Annotated in this window: 13 protein-coding genes and 4 tRNA genes; 8 read left to right on the plus strand and 9 right to left on the minus strand. The window is 70.6% G+C overall.

What is annotated here, in order from left to right; all coding sequences use genetic code 11:
• Positions 1 to 5: 5 nt before the first annotated feature.
• Positions 6 to 263, minus strand: coding sequence for a DUF3073 domain-containing protein (locus tag ACQP09_RS18340; protein ID WP_007447468.1), 258 nt, complete (start codon positions 261 to 263; stop codon positions 6 to 8).
• Between the two features lie 323 nt (positions 264 to 586).
• Positions 587 to 1,669, minus strand: a complete 1,083-nt coding sequence (locus ACQP09_RS18345; RefSeq protein ID WP_433400971.1) for a Leu/Phe/Val dehydrogenase — start codon at positions 1,667 to 1,669, stop codon at positions 587 to 589.
• A 199-nt stretch (positions 1,670 to 1,868) separates the two neighbouring features.
• Between ACQP09_RS18345 and ACQP09_RS18350 the strand changes: the two genes are divergently transcribed.
• A complete protein-coding gene (locus ACQP09_RS18350; protein ID WP_432149284.1) occupies positions 1,869 to 2,732 on the plus strand; it encodes a hypothetical protein in 864 nt (287 codons plus the stop codon).
• Between the two features lie 644 nt (positions 2,733 to 3,376).
• Positions 3,377 to 3,583 (plus strand): developmental transcriptional regulator BldC, encoded by a 207-nt coding sequence (gene bldC, locus ACQP09_RS18355; protein ID WP_003949541.1) that lies wholly within the window; start codon positions 3,377 to 3,379, stop codon positions 3,581 to 3,583.
• A 629-nt stretch (positions 3,584 to 4,212) separates the two neighbouring features.
• Here bldC and ACQP09_RS18360 read toward each other — a convergent pair.
• From ACQP09_RS18360 to hrpA, 3 genes are all read right to left on the minus strand, one after another.
• Positions 4,213 to 4,581, minus strand: coding sequence for a DUF6274 family protein (locus ACQP09_RS18360; RefSeq protein WP_433400977.1), 369 nt, complete (start codon positions 4,579 to 4,581; stop codon positions 4,213 to 4,215).
• Between the two features lie 140 nt (positions 4,582 to 4,721).
• A tRNA-Asp gene (locus tag ACQP09_RS18365) sits at positions 4,722 to 4,796 on the minus strand.
• A gap of 116 nt (positions 4,797 to 4,912) precedes the next feature.
• The gene (gene hrpA, locus ACQP09_RS18370) at positions 4,913 to 8,854 is read right to left on the minus strand and encodes an ATP-dependent RNA helicase HrpA (RefSeq protein ID WP_433400980.1); all 3,942 of its coding nucleotides are present in this window, start codon (positions 8,852 to 8,854) and stop codon (positions 4,913 to 4,915) included.
• 137 nt (positions 8,855 to 8,991) lie between these two features.
• Between hrpA and ACQP09_RS18375 the strand changes: the two genes are divergently transcribed.
• Genes ACQP09_RS18375 through ACQP09_RS18385 form a run of 3 tightly spaced genes read left to right on the plus strand, consistent with a single transcriptional unit; the run spans position 8,992 to position 11,179 of the window.
• Positions 8,992 to 9,468 carry a hypothetical protein gene (locus tag ACQP09_RS18375; RefSeq protein ID WP_433400983.1) on the plus strand — a complete coding sequence of 159 codons (477 nt, stop codon included), beginning with the start codon at positions 8,992 to 8,994 and terminating at the stop codon, positions 9,466 to 9,468.
• Positions 9,469 to 9,527: 59 nt separating this feature from the next.
• The gene (locus ACQP09_RS18380) at positions 9,528 to 10,322 is read left to right on the plus strand and encodes a DsbA family protein (protein ID WP_433400986.1); all 795 of its coding nucleotides are present in this window, start codon (positions 9,528 to 9,530) and stop codon (positions 10,320 to 10,322) included.
• On the plus strand, positions 10,319 to 11,179 hold the full coding sequence (locus tag ACQP09_RS18385) for a cytochrome c biogenesis CcdA family protein (RefSeq protein ID WP_433400989.1): 861 nt from the start codon (positions 10,319 to 10,321) through the stop codon (positions 11,177 to 11,179). The genes ACQP09_RS18380 and ACQP09_RS18385 overlap by 4 nt, the downstream gene beginning before the upstream one ends.
• 42 nt (positions 11,180 to 11,221) lie before the next feature.
• On the opposite strand, the gene ACQP09_RS18390 is transcribed toward ACQP09_RS18385, so the two are convergent.
• From ACQP09_RS18390 to ACQP09_RS18405, 4 genes are all read right to left on the minus strand, one after another.
• A tRNA-Phe gene (locus ACQP09_RS18390) sits at positions 11,222 to 11,295 on the minus strand.
• A gap of 21 nt (positions 11,296 to 11,316) precedes the next feature.
• Positions 11,317 to 11,391, minus strand: a tRNA-Asp gene (locus ACQP09_RS18395).
• 38 nt (positions 11,392 to 11,429) lie between these two features.
• A tRNA-Glu gene (locus ACQP09_RS18400) sits at positions 11,430 to 11,502 on the minus strand.
• A gap of 80 nt (positions 11,503 to 11,582) precedes the next feature.
• A complete protein-coding gene (locus ACQP09_RS18405) occupies positions 11,583 to 13,175 on the minus strand; it encodes a metallophosphoesterase family protein (RefSeq protein WP_433400992.1) in 1,593 nt (530 codons plus the stop codon).
• A gap of 99 nt (positions 13,176 to 13,274) precedes the next feature.
• On the opposite strand from ACQP09_RS18405, the gene ACQP09_RS18410 reads away from it, so the two are divergent.
• Genes ACQP09_RS18410 through crcB form a run of 3 tightly spaced genes read left to right on the plus strand, consistent with a single transcriptional unit; the run spans position 13,275 to position 14,469 of the window.
• Positions 13,275 to 13,625 carry a metallopeptidase family protein gene (locus ACQP09_RS18410; protein ID WP_015610126.1) on the plus strand — a complete coding sequence of 117 codons (351 nt, stop codon included), beginning with the start codon at positions 13,275 to 13,277 and terminating at the stop codon, positions 13,623 to 13,625.
• Positions 13,622 to 14,098, plus strand: a complete 477-nt coding sequence (locus ACQP09_RS18415; protein WP_432149277.1) for a FluC/FEX family fluoride channel — start codon at positions 13,622 to 13,624, stop codon at positions 14,096 to 14,098. Before ACQP09_RS18410 ends, ACQP09_RS18415 begins: the two co-directional genes overlap by 4 nt.
• On the plus strand, positions 14,095 to 14,469 hold the full coding sequence (crcB, locus tag ACQP09_RS18420) for a fluoride efflux transporter CrcB (protein ID WP_433400995.1): 375 nt from the start codon (positions 14,095 to 14,097) through the stop codon (positions 14,467 to 14,469). The genes ACQP09_RS18415 and crcB overlap by 4 nt, the downstream gene beginning before the upstream one ends.
• The last annotated feature ends 144 nt before the right edge of the window (positions 14,470 to 14,613 follow it).

Here is a 14,613-nt window from a genome sequence, read left to right on the forward strand (position 1 = left end):
CGAGGTCAAGCGCCGCGGCGCTGTGACGACGGACCGGACTGATCGTCCTGATCCTCGTCATCGTCCTGGTTGTAGCGATCCGCGTACTGTGCGTACGGGTCATCTTCCTCGTCGTCGTCCTCGAACGGCTCGGCGTTCGGTGGCTGACTCGAAGGCGATGCGCCCAGCTCATTGGCCAGACGCGACAGGTCCGTCCCGCCGCTGCTGTACTTCAGCTGGCGGGCGACCTTGGTCTGCTTGGCCTTTGCCCGGCCGCGCCCCATGGCTCGACCCCCTCGGTGACGGGGCTCGACGGCCCCAGAGTCTTGACACGCGTTCATGTTTCAGGACGGACTCTCGACAGAGAGACCGCGCCCGTAGGGCTTTAACGGTACCTGCTTCCGTGGCCATACGGTACGCCGCCCGCGTCTTGCGCCCCGGTGCAGACCAGTGGGGAGCCCCGTCCCCGCTGGTCAACTGCGATTTTAACCTCTTCTGCGCGCACGACCCGCCGGCCGGCGTGAGTCTTGTCTCCCGCCGGTGTTCCGAGGGTCTCCCGTCGGCGCCTCGCGGGTCTCCGCCTACCGCCGGGCCGTGCGCGGGCGCGTCAGCGGGTGCGCGCCTCGGCCATCCGCTGCTCGGCGATCCGGTCGGCCGCCGCGGCCGGCGGAATGCCGTCAGCCTTCGCACGTGCGAATATTTCCAGCGTGGTGTCGAAGATCTTCGTGGCCTTCGCCTTGCACCGGTCGAAGTCGAACCCGTGCAGCTCGTCGGCGACCTGGATCACGCCACCGGCGTTGACCACGTAGTCGGGGGCGTAGAGAACCGACCGGTCGGCCAGGTCCTTCTCGACGCCCGGGTGAGCCAGCTGGTTGTTGGCCGCGCCGCAGACCACCTTCGCCGTGAGTACCGGCACGGTCGCGTCGTTCAGCGCGCCGCCGAGCGCGCAGGGCGCGTAGACGTCGAGGCCCTCGGTGCGGATCAGGGTCTCGGTGTCGGCCACCACGGTGACCTCGGGGTGCAGATCGGTGATGCGGCGCACCGACTCCTCGCGGACATCGGTGATCAGGACCTCGGCCCCGTCGGAGAGCAGGTGCTCGACCAGGTGGTGGCCCACCTTGCCGACCCCGGCGACGCCGACCTTGCGGCCGCGCAGCGTCGGGTCGCCCCACAGGTGCTGGGCCGAGGCCCGCATGCCCTGGAAGACGCCGAACGCGGTGAGGACGGAGGAGTCGCCGGCGCCGCCGTTCTCCGGGGAGCGGCCGGTGGTCCAGCGGCACTCCCGGGCCACGACGTCCATGTCGGCGACATAGGTGCCGACATCGCAGGCCGTGACGTACCGGCCGCCGAGCGAGTCGACGAACCGGCCGTAGGCCAGGAGGAGTTCCTCGGTCTTGATCTTCTCGGGGTCGCCGATGATGACGGCCTTGCCGCCGCCGTGGTCGAGCCCGGCGAGGGCGTTCTTGTACGACATCCCGCGCGACAGGTTCAGCGCGTCGGCGACGGCCTCGGCCTCGGTCGCGTACGGGTAGAAGCGGGTGCCGCCGAGGCCGGGGCCGAGGGCGGTGTTGTGGAGGGCGATGACGGCCTTGAGGCCGGTGGCACGGTCCTGGCAGATCACGACTTGCTCGTGGCCCCCCTGATCCGAGTGGAACAGGGTGTGCAGGACGCCGTTAGTCACATCGGTCACTGTGGTGACTCCCAAGTACGAAGCGGCGGGAGGCCCTCCTAGGGGTGGGGAGAGCCCCGGGACCTGTCGTCGGACAGGCCACGGTCCGGCCGGCACGGCCGGTCCGATGGGCAAGAGCGTAAGTCCTCCGGCGGCGCGGATCTGCCCCCGTGCCGAGGATCACCCCAAGGGGGTGTACGCGCGTGGCACGATGCGCTGCATGTCGGTGGTGTCTTCGGTGTTCGTCCCTTACACGTCCTACCTCCGGGTGTACGAGCCGCTCGCCGCCTTCGCGGAGCCCGAGCGCAGTCACTGGGCCCGTTACGCGGAGCGCCCGGTGCTCCCGACCGCCCAGGACGAACTGCGCCGCGCGTTGGCCGACTTGGTGCCGACGCCGCCGGTCGGGGTGCCGGTGCACGAGAGCGGTGACGCGTTCGTGGCGGAGGTGGACGGGGTGGTGTGCGTCTGCCCGTGGCGGACCCGGCTGCGCGGGTGGCTGGCGCTGGAGGAGCTGGAGGGGGCGGGCGCGCGGGAGGGGATGTTTCCGGCCAACGTGCTGGAGGCGCTGCTGCCCGAGGTGGTGCGGGGTCAGGCGCGGGCGGACCACGAGCGCTGGCTGCGCCGGAACCCGGACGCGCGGCCGTGGATCCGGACGACGGTGTGGCAGGTGCCGGTGCGGTGGTTCGTCCTCTTCCGGGACGAGGAGCGGGAGTACGTGGCGGCGGACGGCGCGGGCGGGGAGCCGGTGCTGCGCTACCGGACGCCGATGGTGGAGGCCCGGCGCCGGCTGGCGCGGGGGCTGCGGACGCTGCGGGAGAACGTCGCCGACGGGCCGCTCACCGAGGGGCTGGTGGAGGTGGGGCGCTGGCTGGAGGAGTTCCACCCGCGCTCGCTCGTGGAGCTGGACTACGGGGGCCTGGTGCACGCGCTCCCGGCCGGGCAGCTCGCGGCGGACCGGTCGGCGGCGGATGTGGCGGAAGGGCTCGCCGCGCTCGGGAACGGTGACGCCGAGGGTGCCGGGGAGGCGTACGCGCGGCTTGCGGAGCGGTGGCGGGCCGTGCGTGATCGCCAGTTCACCAATTGACGTGAAAAGACCCACAGCGGCATCAACGGGATGGAACCGGGGCATCCTTCATCCAGGACGGACCGGAGGGCCGGATGGACCGGCGGAAGGACGGCCGGACCGGGCGGAGTGCGGGAAGGAGGAGGGAGTTGACGGGCCGTGAACCTGCGTCCCGTGGGACACGTGTGGTGGGTAGGGCGGAGGAGTACGCCTCTCGACCCAGGACCTACGTCCCGAACCGGGCCTTTGCCTCAAGCGTGATGGATAGCACTAACGGGGCCCTTGCGTCCATCCCTACTCCTCGTGCCAAAATAGGACAAGGAGTCCGGGGAGGGCTCCTTCCGTCCAAGTAAGGGCGGAATACTCAGCATTGCACTCTATGGGGGGTCTGACGACTCCTGATCGCTCTGTGACTGATCGTCACGGTGGTGTGACTGTCCGCTATGGCATGGTCCATCGGCTTCCGTCGCTGATGAACACCTGGGAGGGCAATTCCATCGGTTTGGCCGACGCGGCTGGACGGATGGTGTAGTTGTAGTGCCGAGGACAAGCCGTTCGTCCTATAACCGACTCGGCCCGCGTCCGCCATTTCGGGCAACGCGGGTCAAGGTGCAGAATTTAGAGGAAAGAACCGAGAAGGTTCGGTTCTCCCGAGGAGGCCGCTCATGACCGCTCGCACCCCTGATGCCGAGCCGCTGCTGACCCCGGCTGAGGTTGCCACGATGTTCCGCGTGGACCCGAAGACGGTCACCCGTTGGGCCAAGGCTGGCAAGCTCACGTCCATCCGCACGCTCGGTGGACACCGCCGGTACCGCGAGGCAGAGGTCCGCGCACTGCTTGCGGGTATTCCGCAGCAGCGCAGCGAGGCCTGACACACCCCTGCCCCGCAGCTCAACGCAGTAGCAGCACCGCATCACAACAGGGCAGCCGCCAGGTCCCCCAACCCCAGGCCGCCCCGATACAGCTCCACTCGACGGACGCCTGCCCCAACGGGCGTCATACCTATGTACGGGACGCCTGTACGGGTACGTCGTCATCGATCGCGCTGGACTCCGCCGGGTCCAGCGCGATCTTTTTTATGCCCGGAACCCCTGGGCCGGCATCGCACCACCGAGGCCTCTCGTGCCCCCGTACGCCCCTTCCACACCCCGCGGGTGACCCGGCAACGGGTGGGCGATAACCGGGTGGTCGGTCGGCTTCCGGGCCTTCCGCGGCCCGCCCGGCCGGCCTCGCGCCGTCCGTCCCCGCGCCGTTCGTGGGTCTGTGAGCGGGTCTGTGCGGGAGTGTGGGTGAGCGTCCCGGACGCGGTGGGACAGCCCCGGACGGAACGGTCCGGCCGAAGGGTCGGGGCAGTGCAATTGCACATATTAAATTCGCCAGTTGTAGGGGAGGCGTAAACTACCCCGGTCTGAAAACTCTTTCGGTGACACCCGTCACACCGCCTGATGCTTGCCAACTCCGAGCGTGCCACTGTCCGGACGCGGAATCATCCGGCCGATGGTCATGGAGTGGAGGGCCTTTCGGCCCCATCGGCGTCCCCGGCCCGGGCCTCGTTCGCGTCCTCGCGCCCGTCCTCGTATCTCTCCGGCGGTACGGAGGTGCTCTCCGGCGGTACGGCGGCGCTCTCCGCGGTCGTGGGGCCGCCGGACCGGCTCCGGGGCTCCTGAGGCTCGTACGGAGGTTCCGGAGCCGCACTGCCGGGCTTCCGGGTCCCTTCGCCGCCTTCGCCGCCCTCTCCCGGCTCCATGGCGAGGCGCAGCAGCCGGTGGCAGACCGGGCAGTGGCGGGTGAGGTGCCCGTAGCCGTAGGCGGCCGCCAGATGGGCGCGGAGCAGTGCGCGGGTCTCGTGTCGTGCCGTGGACGCGGACATGCGAGCCACCTCCCGGTGGACCCGGCCGCCCCTCGCCGAGGGAAACAGGGGCAGCCTCGTCTCTACGGGGTACCGGCGGCGGAAGGCGCCGTCAAGACGCGCGAAAGCCCGGATCGAAACGATCCGGGCTTTCGTCACTGCGGTCCTGACGGGATTTGAACCCGCGGCCTCCACCTTGACAGGGTGGCGAGCACTCCAAACTGCTCCACAGGACCAGGTTTTCGCCGCTTGCCTTGCGGCTTGCTGCGAAACCAGACTGTACAGGAGGTGGGAGGTCCAGGTCGACTTCACTCCTGGTGGTGACACCGTCACCGCCTCCCGGGCCGCTTCCTCAGGGCGCGAGGGCGTCGATCGCCTTCACGATCCGCTTGTCCGAGACCGGGAACGCGGTGCCCAGCGCGTGCGCGAAGTAGCTCACCCGCAGCTCCTCGATCATCCAGCGGACGTCCAGCACCTCCTGGCCCACCGGCCGTCCCTGCGGGAGCTGTTCGAGCAGCCACGCGTACTCGTCCTGCATCTCGTGGACCTTCGCCATCCGGGTGGTGTCCCGCTGGACGGCCGTCGGCATCTGCTGGAGCCGGCGGTCCGCCGCCACCAGGTACCGCATCAGGTCGGGCAGCCGCCGCAGTCCGGTGGCCGTGACGAAGCCGGGCGGTACGAGCCGGGCCAGCTGCTCCCGTACGTCGGTGACGTTGGCGACCAGCGTCAGGCTGTTCGTCGACTTCAGCCGCCGCTCGCAGGCCTGCCAGGCGGCCAGGATCTGCTGCACCTGGTCGATCGTCCGGACGGTCAGGTCCACCAGGTCCGCGCGCACCTTGTCGTACAGCGTCCGGAACGCCTTCTCGTCCCACGCCGGGCCCCCGTACGCGGCGATCAGCCGGTCGGCGGCGGCGGTGGCGCAGTCCTGGAAGAGGGCCTGCACCGAGCCGTGCGGATTGCGGGACAGCGCCAGCTTCTGCTGATTGCTCAGCCGGTCCGATGCGAACTTCGCCGGGTTCACCGGGATGTTCAGCATGATCAGCTTCCGGGTGCCGCGCCACATCGCCTGCTGCTGCTCGGCCTCGGTGTCGAAGAGGCGTACGGCGACGGTGTCGCCCTGGTCGACGAGGGCGGGGTACGCCTTCACCGGCTGCCCGGCCCGCCTGGTCTCGAAGACCTTGTTCAGCGTGCCGATCGTCCAGTCCGTGAGCCCCGAGCGCTCGATGGACTCGCCGGACGGTCCCGCGGTCGCCGCGGCGGCCTTGGAGAGCGCCTGGCGGGCCTTCGGACGCAGCTGGAGCTTGAGCGCCTCCAGGTCCTTGTCCTCGGCCACCTTGCGGCGCCGCTCGTCGACGATCCGGAACGTGATCTTCAGGTGGTCCGGGACCCGGGAGAGGTCGAAGTCGTCGGCCGTGACCGGGACGCCGACCATCCGCTGGAGCTCACGGGCCAGCGTGAACGGCAGCGGCTCCTGGAGCGGGACCGCCCGGTCCAGGAACTTGTCGGCGTAGTTCGGCGCCGGGACGTAGTGCCGGCGGATCGGCTTCGGCAGCGAGCGGATCAGCTCGGTGACGACCTCCTCGCGCAGCCCCGGGATCTGCCAGTCGAAGCCCTCGGACGTGACCTGGTTGAGCACCTGGAGCGGGATGTGGACGGTCACGCCGTCCGCGTCCGCCCCGGGCTCGAACTGGTACGTCACCTTGAACTTGAGCTTCCCCTGCCGCCAGGAGTCCGGGTAGTCGTCCTTGGTGACGGCCCCGGCCTTCTCGTTGATCAGCATGGAGCGCTCGAAGTCGAGCGCGTCCGGCTCCTCGCGCTTCTTGTTCTTCCACCACGAGTCGAAGTGCGCCCCGGAGACGATGTGCTCCGGAATGCGCTGGTCGTAGAAGTCGAAGAGCGTCTCGTCGTCCACCAGGATGTCCCGGCGCCGCGCGCGGTGCTCCAACTCCTCGACCTCACCGAGGAGTTTGCGGTTGTCGTGGAAGAACTGGTGGTGCGTACGCCAGTCGCCCTCGACCAGCGCGTTGCGGATGAACAGGTCCCGCGAGGCCTCCTGGTCGATACGGCCGAAATTGACCTTGCGCTGGGCGATGATCGGCACGCCATAGAGCGTGACCCGCTCGTACGCCATCACCGCGGCCTGGTCCTTCTCCCAGTGCGGCTCGCTGTAGGTGCGCTTCAGCAGGTGCTGCGCCAGCGGCTCGATCCACTCGGGCTCGACCTTGGCGTTGACCCGCGCCCAGAGCCGCGAGGTCTCCACCAGCTCCGCCGACATCACGAACCGCGGCTGCTTCTTGAACAGCGCCGAGCCCGGGAAGATCGCGAACTTGGCGCTGCGCGCGCCGAGGTACTCGTTCTTCTCGGTGTCCTTCAGCCCGATGTGCGACAGCAGCCCGGCCAGCAGCGAGGTGTGCACCGCCTGCTCGGGAATCGACGCCTCGTCCTTGGGCTCCTCGACGGTGATGCCCATCTGCTTGGCGACCGTACGCAGCTGCGCGTAGATGTCCTGCCATTCGCGGATGCGCAGGAAGTTCAGATACTCCTGCTTGCACATCCGGCGGAACGAGGACGAGCCACGCTCCTTCTGCTGCTCGCGGACGTAGCGCCAGAGGTTCAGGTACGCCAGGAAGTCGGAGGTCTCGTCCTTGAAGCGCGCGTGCTGCTGGTCGGCCTGCGTCTGCTTCTCCGAGGGCCGCTCGCGCGGGTCCTGGATGGAGAGCGCGGCGGCGATGACCATGACCTCTCGCGCGCAGCCGTTCCGGTCGGCCTCGATGACCATACGGGCCAGCCGCGGGTCGACCGGCAGCTGCGAGAGCTTGCGGCCGAGCGGGGTCAGCCGCTTCTTCGGATCCTTCTCCGCCGGGTCGAGGGCTCCCAGCTCCTGGAGCAGCTGCACGCCGTCGCGGATGTTGCGGTGGTCCGGCGGGTCGATGAACGGGAACTTCTCGATGTCGCCGAGCCCGGCGGCGGTCATCTGGAGGATCACGGAGGCGAGGTTGGTCCGCAGGATCTCCGGATCGGTGAACTCCGGCCGGGTGACGAAGTCGTCCTCGGAGTACAGCCGGATGCAGATGCCGTCCGACGTACGGCCGCAGCGGCCCTTGCGCTGGTTGGCGCTGGCCTGGGAGATCCGCTCGATCGGCAGCCGCTGGACCTTGGTGCGGTGGCTGTAGCGGGAGATCCGGGCGTTGCCCGGGTCGATCACGTACTTGATGCCGGGAACGGTCAGCGAGGTCTCGGCGACGTTCGTCGCCAGCACGATGCGGCGGCCCGTATGGCGCTGGAAGACGCGGTGCTGCTCGGCGTGCGAGAGGCGCGCGTAGAGGGGGAGGATCTCGGTGTGTCTGAGGTTCCGCTTGTTCAGCGCGTCCGCCGTGTCCCGGATCTCGCGCTCGCCGGAGAGGAAGACGAGGACGTCACCGGGGGCCTCGTGGCTGAGCTCGTCGACGGCGTCGCAGATCGCGGTGGTCTGGTCGCGGTCGGAGTCCGCTGTGTCTTCGTCGGCCCCTTCGAGTAGCGGCCGGTAGCGCACCTCCACCGGATACGTCCGCCCGCTGACCTCCACGATCGGCGCCTCGCCGAAGTGGCGTGCGAACCGCTCCGGGTCGATGGTCGCCGAGGTGATGACGACCTTCAGATCCGGTCGCTTCGGCAGCAGCCGGGCCAGATAGCCGAGCAGGAAGTCGATGTTCAGCGACCGCTCGTGGGCCTCGTCGATGATGATCGTGTCGTACGCCAGCAGCTCGCGGTCCGTCTGGATCTCGGCGAGCAGGATGCCGTCCGTCATCAGCTTCAGATACGTCGACTCCGGGTTCACCTGGTCGGTGAAGCGGACCTTCCAGCCGACGGTCTCGCCGAGCGGTGTCTTCAGCTCGTCCGCGACGCGCTCCGCGACCGTGCGCGCGGCGATCCTGCGCGGCTGGGTGTGCCCGATCATGCCCCGTACGCCGCGTCCCAGCTCCATACAGATCTTGGGGATCTGCGTGGTCTTCCCGGACCCGGTCTCACCGGCGACGATCACGACCTGGTGGTCGCGTATCGCCTCCAGGATCTCGTCCTTCTTCTGGGAGACCGGCAGCTCTTCCGGGTACGACAGGGCCGGCAGCCGGGCCGCGCGCGTGGCGAGCCGTTCGGCCGCCTTGCCCGCCTCGGCCGCGATCTCGTCCAGCACGGACTGGCGGGCCTCGGGCTTGCGGATGCGGCGCGCTCCTTCGAGGCGCCGGCCGAGCCGGTTCGCGTCACGGAGCGAGAGCTGTCCGAGCTGGGACTGGAGATCGGCGAAGGAAGTAGACATACGGATCCCAGGATCTCACCCGGGCCTGAGGAGTGGCGACCGCATTTCGGGCGGACTGCGTCACGTGCCACGTACCATTTCGGGCAGTCGAACGCTCAGCCCCGACTCCCGCCTCCCGCACGAAAGGTGCCGGTCCCGTGTCCCGTACGCAGTGGTGCTGCCTGACGGCGCTGCTCGCGATCGTGCTGGGGCTGCTGTGCGGACCGGTGGGCGCGGCTCCTTCTTATGCTGACGCGTCACCCTCTGAGAGCGTCGCGGTCGCTGCAGGGGCAGCCGCTCCGGCCCTCGCGGCTCCGGCTCCCACGGCTCCGGCTCCCGCGGCTCCGGCTCCCGCCGTGAAGGCTGTCGACGCGGGCACGCCGGCCACCGCCGTACGGGCGGCCGCCGCCCCCGACCCCGGCGTCCCCGGCTGCGGGAAGCCCGGCGACCACGACAGCGAGCCCGCCGTCCCGGCCCGGGCCCGGGGAGCGTACGACCAGGCTCCTGGCCTCGCCCCGTGGGGCCTGCCCGCCGCGACGGGCGCGCTGCCCGCCGAGGAGCCGCCGGGGATACGGGTCCGGGCCCCGGTCCCCGCCACTCCGACCCCCGTCGAGCTCTCCGTGCTGAGGGTGTAGGCCGGCCCGCCGCCTGACCCGCACCTTCTCTCTCGCTCACCTTTCGCACGGAGTCCCGCATGCCCACGCCCAAGAAGTCCACCGCCGGATCGAAGAAGCCTCTCGTCTACGGCGCGGTGATCGTCACCGCCGCCGCGCTCCTCGGCTTCGCCTCCTACAAGGCCACCGCTCCCGACAGCCCCGCGACGCAGACCGCTCCCGCCGCCGAGGTCTCCGCCGACCCGCAGGCGGGCGTCTACCCGGAGCTCGCGAAGCTGGCCCGCCGCGACGCCGGCGACAAGCTGGCGGTCGGCCGCGCGGACGCGCCGGTCGTGCTGATCGAGTACGCCGACTTCAAGTGCGGCTACTGCGGCAAGTTCGCCCGCGACACCGAGCCCGAACTGATCAAGGAGTACGTGGAGGACGGCACGCTGCGCATCGAGTGGCGCAACTTCCCGATCTTCGGCGAGGAGTCCGAGAACGCCGCGCGCGGGTCCTGGGCGGCGGGTCAGCAGGGCCGCTTCTGGGAGTTCCACGCGGCCGCCTACGCCGAAGGGGCGAAGGAGAAGGGGTTCTCCAAAGACCGGGTCAAGGCGCTCGCGCAGGAGGCCGGGGTCAAGGACCTGGCCCGGTTCATGAAGGACCTGGACGGCGAGGCCGCCCGCGCCGCCGTCGCGAAGGACCAGGAGCAGGCGTACGGGATCGGCGCCACGTCCACGCCGTCGTTCCTGGTCAACGGCCGCCCGATCGCTGGAGCGCAGCCGAAGGAGACGTTCACGCGCGCGATCGAGGCGGCGGCGGAGCAGGCGAGGACCACCGCAGGGGCAGGAGCCACCGAGGACCCGGCAACGGGCTCCGAGGACTCCGCGAAGTGACCCCGGACATCGGCTACTTCGCGGCCTTCCTCGGCGGCCTGCTTGCCCTGGTCAGCCCGTGCAGCGCGCTGCTGCTCCCGGCCTTCTTCGCGTACTCCATCGACTCCACCTCGCGCCTGCTGGCCCGTACCGGCATCTTCTACGCCGGTCTCGCCACCACCCTCGTCCCGCTCGGCGCCGCCGGTTCGTACGCGGGCCGGCTCTTCTACGGCCACCGCGACGCGCTGGTCACCGGCGCGGGCTGGCTGATCATCGCGCTCGGCGTCGCGCAGATCGTCGGCCTGGGCTTCGCGTCGAAGCGGATGGCGGAGATCAGCGGCCGCATCCGCCCCACCACCGCGTTCTCCGTCTACGCGCTGGGCGCGGTCTACGGCCTCGCGGGCTTCTGCGCGGGCCCGATCCTCGGCAGCGTCCTCACCGTGGCGGCGGTCAGCGGCAGCCCGGTCTACGGCGGCCTGCTGCTGGCGGTCTACGCGCTCGGGATGGCCGTACCGCTCTTCGTCCTCGCTCTGCTCTGGGAGCGGTTCGACCTGGGCCGCCGCACCTGGCTGCGCGGCCGGACCGTCCAGCTCGGCGGCCGGTTCCAGCTGCACACCACGTCGCTGCTCTCGGGCCTGTTCTTCATCGGCCTGGGCGCGCTCTTCCTCGTCTACGACGGGACGACCGCGCTCCCCGGCCTGCTCGGGGTCGACAGCTCGTTCGCGGTGGAGCAGTGGGCGCAGAAGCTCGGCGAGCGCGTCCCGGACGCGGTGCTGCTGGGGGCCGTGGTGCTGGTGGTGCTGCTGGTTCTCGGCGTACGGGCCTGGCGGCGGCGCGAGCCGGCGGTGAAGGAGGCCGGGGAGGCCCGGGAGGGGTGAGAACGGCGAAGGCCCCGTCCAGCGGACGGGGCCTTCGAGAGGTGGCTGGGGCCGGGATCGAACCGGCGACCTATCGCTTTTCAGGCGATCGCTCGTACCAACTGAGCTACCCAGCCACGCAGCCACAGAGACTGCAGCGGTCCTGACGGGATTTGAACCCGCGGCCTCCACCTTGACAGGGTGGCGAGCACTCCAAACTGCTCCACAGGACCAAGCAATGTGCGAAACAAGTCTCGCACACGGTGAAACGTGCCCCCAACGGGATTCGAACCCGTGCTACCGCCTTGAAAGGGCGGCGTCCTGGGCCACTAGACGATGAGGGCTATTGGCCCGCCGGTTCGCTTTGCAGCGCGTCGGGGACGTGAGAAGCATATGGGATGGGTGGAGCTATCGCCAAAACGGTTTACGGCGAGGGCGTCGGCCGCCCCGGAGAGCCGGTCGGGGAGGGCGTGGGGGAGGGGGAGCCGGGGGTGTCCTCCTTCAGGTTCTCCTCCGGGAGATGGCGGCTGACCTCGGCCGTCGTCAGTCCGAGGCCGCCGAGCGTGATCTCGTCCCAGGCCTGGAGGCGGCGGCTCTCGCGGTCCAGGTAGAGCACCGAGGCGCGTACCTTCTCGGGCTTGTCGTTCTGCACCGCGCGCAGCCCGCCGCCGCCCGTGGAGCCCTCGACCTTGAGCCGCGTACCGAGCTTCAGCTGCTTGTTGATCCGGTTGTGGAGGTGGCCCGCGAGGACCAGCGGGACGGTGCCGTCGGTCTGCCGGGCGGTGGCCGGGTCGTGGGCGACCGCGATGTCGACCGGGGTGCCGGCCTGCTCCTGGTCGCGGAGCGAGGTCGCCAGGCGCGCGCCCTCCAGCTCGGCGGCCGCCTTGCCGCCGACCGGCCGGGTGCGGTCCGGGGTGAAGGAGACGTCGCCGGTGCCGGCGATGCGGAGTCCGGCCACGTTCACGGCCCGGCCGTTGTCCAGGACGCGCACGTTCCGGAACTTCTCCAGGTACGCCTGCGTGACCTTGGAGTCGTGGTTGCCGCGCACCCAGACGTACGGCGCGCCGAGGTCCCGGATCGGGTCCAGGAAGCCGTTCTCCGCCGCCGAGCCGTGGTCCATGGTGTCGCCGGAGTCGATGATCACGTCGATCTCGTACTGCTCGACGAGCGAGGCGATGATGTGCCAGGCCGCCGGGTTCAGGTGGATGTCGGAGACGTGCAGGGCGCGGATGGTGCCGGGGTCCGGCTGGTAGACGGGGAGCGTGGAGGTGGCGTCGTACAGCCGGGTGACGTTGGTGACCAGGCGGGCCAGCTCCTGCTGGTAGATGTCGAACTCGGTGACGATCGAGCGCGCGTCGCCGACGAGGGACGGGGCGCTGGAGAGCAGGCCGGAGAACTTGGGCTCCAGGACGGACTTCGGGTTCCAGGTGGCGTACGCGCTGACGCCCGACGCGGCCAGCAGGGTGAGCGCCAGCCCGCCGGCGGCCAGGGCGCGGCGCGGGCGGCGGTAGACGACGAGGCCGAGCGCGGTCGCGCCGGAGATCACGGCGACACAGGAACGTACGGCCAGCTCCCGGGTGCCGGCGGCGACGTCCCGGGTGACCTCGTCCTGGAGGCCGGAGAACCGTTCCGGCTGGTCCACCAGGGCCTGCGAGCGCACCGGGTCGAGGCGGTCCACGTCCACGTCGAGGCGGAGCGGCGCGATGTGCGAGTCCAGCTCCAGCGCGCCGAGCGGCGACACGTTGATCTTGCTGCCGCCGGTGAGGGATGGCCGCAGGGTCATGTTGGTGTCCATGGGGCCGACCGGCGTACGGATGGACCCGACGGCGAGCAGCCCGAGCCACGCCCCGAGCACGACGACGGCGAGCATCGAGAGGGCGCGTACGTACGGCTTGGGATGGCCGGATTCCGTCAGGTCGCCGGGGGCGGGCTTGCGTGACGCGGGCTTCGGGCGGGTGGACGGGCTGAGGAGGTGCCGGACGCGGTCGGCTGCGGCACGGAACGGGGCGCGGACCATTGGGCGCGTATGCCCCGGTCAGGGCCCGGCCATGCGGAGAGCCGGGCGCGGTCCACCGCCACCTGCCCGTGGCGGGCCCCGGTACGTGACAATGGCGGTGTGCTGGAGATGACGCGGGAGCAGTTCGAAGAGCTGGTGAGCCAGGCACTTGACCGGATTCCGCCGGAGCTGATGCGGCTGATGGACAACGTGGCGGTCTTCGTCGAGGACGAGCCGGAGCCCGGCGACCCGGACCTGCTCGGGCTCTACGAGGGCACGCCGCTCACCGACCGCGGCGAGTGGTACGCCGGGGTGCTGCCGGACCGGATCACCATCTACCGCGGCCCGACCCTGCGCATGTGCGAGACGCACGAGGACGTGGTGGCCGAGACCGAGATCACCGTGGTCCACGAGATCGCGCACCACTTCGGCATCGACGACGAGCGGCTGCACGCCCTGGGTTACGGGTGAGCGAGCAGGCGCCGGAGGAACTTCCGGAGCCCGGACCGCCCGCCGCCGCGCAGCCCCTGGTGCTGGGAGCGGTCGCGGCGGGCGGCGCGCTCGGGGCGCTCGCGCGGTACGGGGCGCTGGTCCTCTGGCCGGTGGCAGGCGGCCGCTTCCCGTGGACGGTGTTCGTCGTCAACGTGACCGGCTGCGCCCTGATCGGCGTCCTGATGGTGCTGACCGTGGAGCGCGGCCGGGTGACGCATCCGCTGGTCCGGCCGTTCCTCGGGGTCGGCGTACTCGGCGGGTTCACGACCTTCTCGACGTACGCGGCCGATGTCTCGGGCCTGCTGGTCCGTCAGGAGCGGGTGGCGGCGGTGGCGTACATGGCCGGGACGGCGGTGTCGGCGCTGGCGGCGGTGTGGGTGGCGGCGGTGGCGACGAGGCGGCTGCTGGACCGGGGCGCTCCGGGCGTACGGGACGGGGGTCCGGTCGCGTGAACTGGCTGCTGGTGGTGGCCGGCGGGGCGGTCGGCGCGCCGCTGCGCTACCTGACGGACCGGGCGGTCCAGGCGCACCAGGGCCGGGGCGTCGCGTACGCCTTCCCGTGGGGCACGTTCACGGCCAACGCGGCGGGCAGCCTGCTGCTCGGCATCCTGACCGGGGCCGCGGTCTCCTCGCCGGTGCACGCGCTGCTGGCGACGGGGCTGTGCGGGGCGCTGACGACGTACTCGACGTTCTCGTACGAGACCCTGCGCCTGGCCGAGACGGGCCGGGCTTTCCTGGCCGTGGCCAATGTGGTGGCGTCGTTGCTGGTGGCGTTGGGGGCGGTGTTTCTGGGGGCTGAGCTGGTGGGGGGCTGGGCGGGGTAGGGCCAGGCGTCGCGCGGCAGGCGGCAGTTTGACGACAGGCCCTAGGGAGGCCGGCCCTGTGGCGCCGGGGCTTCGGGCTTCCGGGTTCGGTCCGAGGCGCTGCGGGCGTGTCTCCGGCGGGGTCCGGGGAGTTGGGCACGACAA

It is taken from the genome of Streptomyces sp. CA-146814, from assembly GCF_050942385.1.
Lineage (GTDB): Bacteria > Actinomycetota > Actinomycetes > Streptomycetales > Streptomycetaceae > Streptomyces.

Excerpts from the sequence above, each read along its gene's own strand:
- hrpA (WP_433400980.1), bottom strand. The coding sequence starts at position 8,854 with ATGTCTACTTCCTTCGCCGATCTCCAGTCCCAGCTCGGACAGCTCTCG.
- bldC (WP_003949541.1), top strand. The coding sequence starts at position 3,377 with ATGACCGCTCGCACCCCTGATGCCGAGCCGCTGCTGACCCCGGCTGAG.
- ACQP09_RS18360 (WP_433400977.1), bottom strand. The coding sequence starts at position 4,581 with ATGTCCGCGTCCACGGCACGACACGAGACCCGCGCACTGCTCCGCGCC.
- ACQP09_RS18340 (WP_007447468.1), bottom strand. The coding sequence starts at position 263 with ATGGGGCGCGGCCGGGCAAAGGCCAAGCAGACCAAGGTCGCCCGCCAG.
- ACQP09_RS18380 (WP_433400986.1), top strand. The coding sequence starts at position 9,528 with ATGCCCACGCCCAAGAAGTCCACCGCCGGATCGAAGAAGCCTCTCGTC.
- ACQP09_RS18350 (WP_432149284.1), top strand. The coding sequence starts at position 1,869 with ATGTCGGTGGTGTCTTCGGTGTTCGTCCCTTACACGTCCTACCTCCGG.
- ACQP09_RS18405 (WP_433400992.1), bottom strand. The coding sequence starts at position 13,175 with ATGGTCCGCGCCCCGTTCCGTGCCGCAGCCGACCGCGTCCGGCACCTC.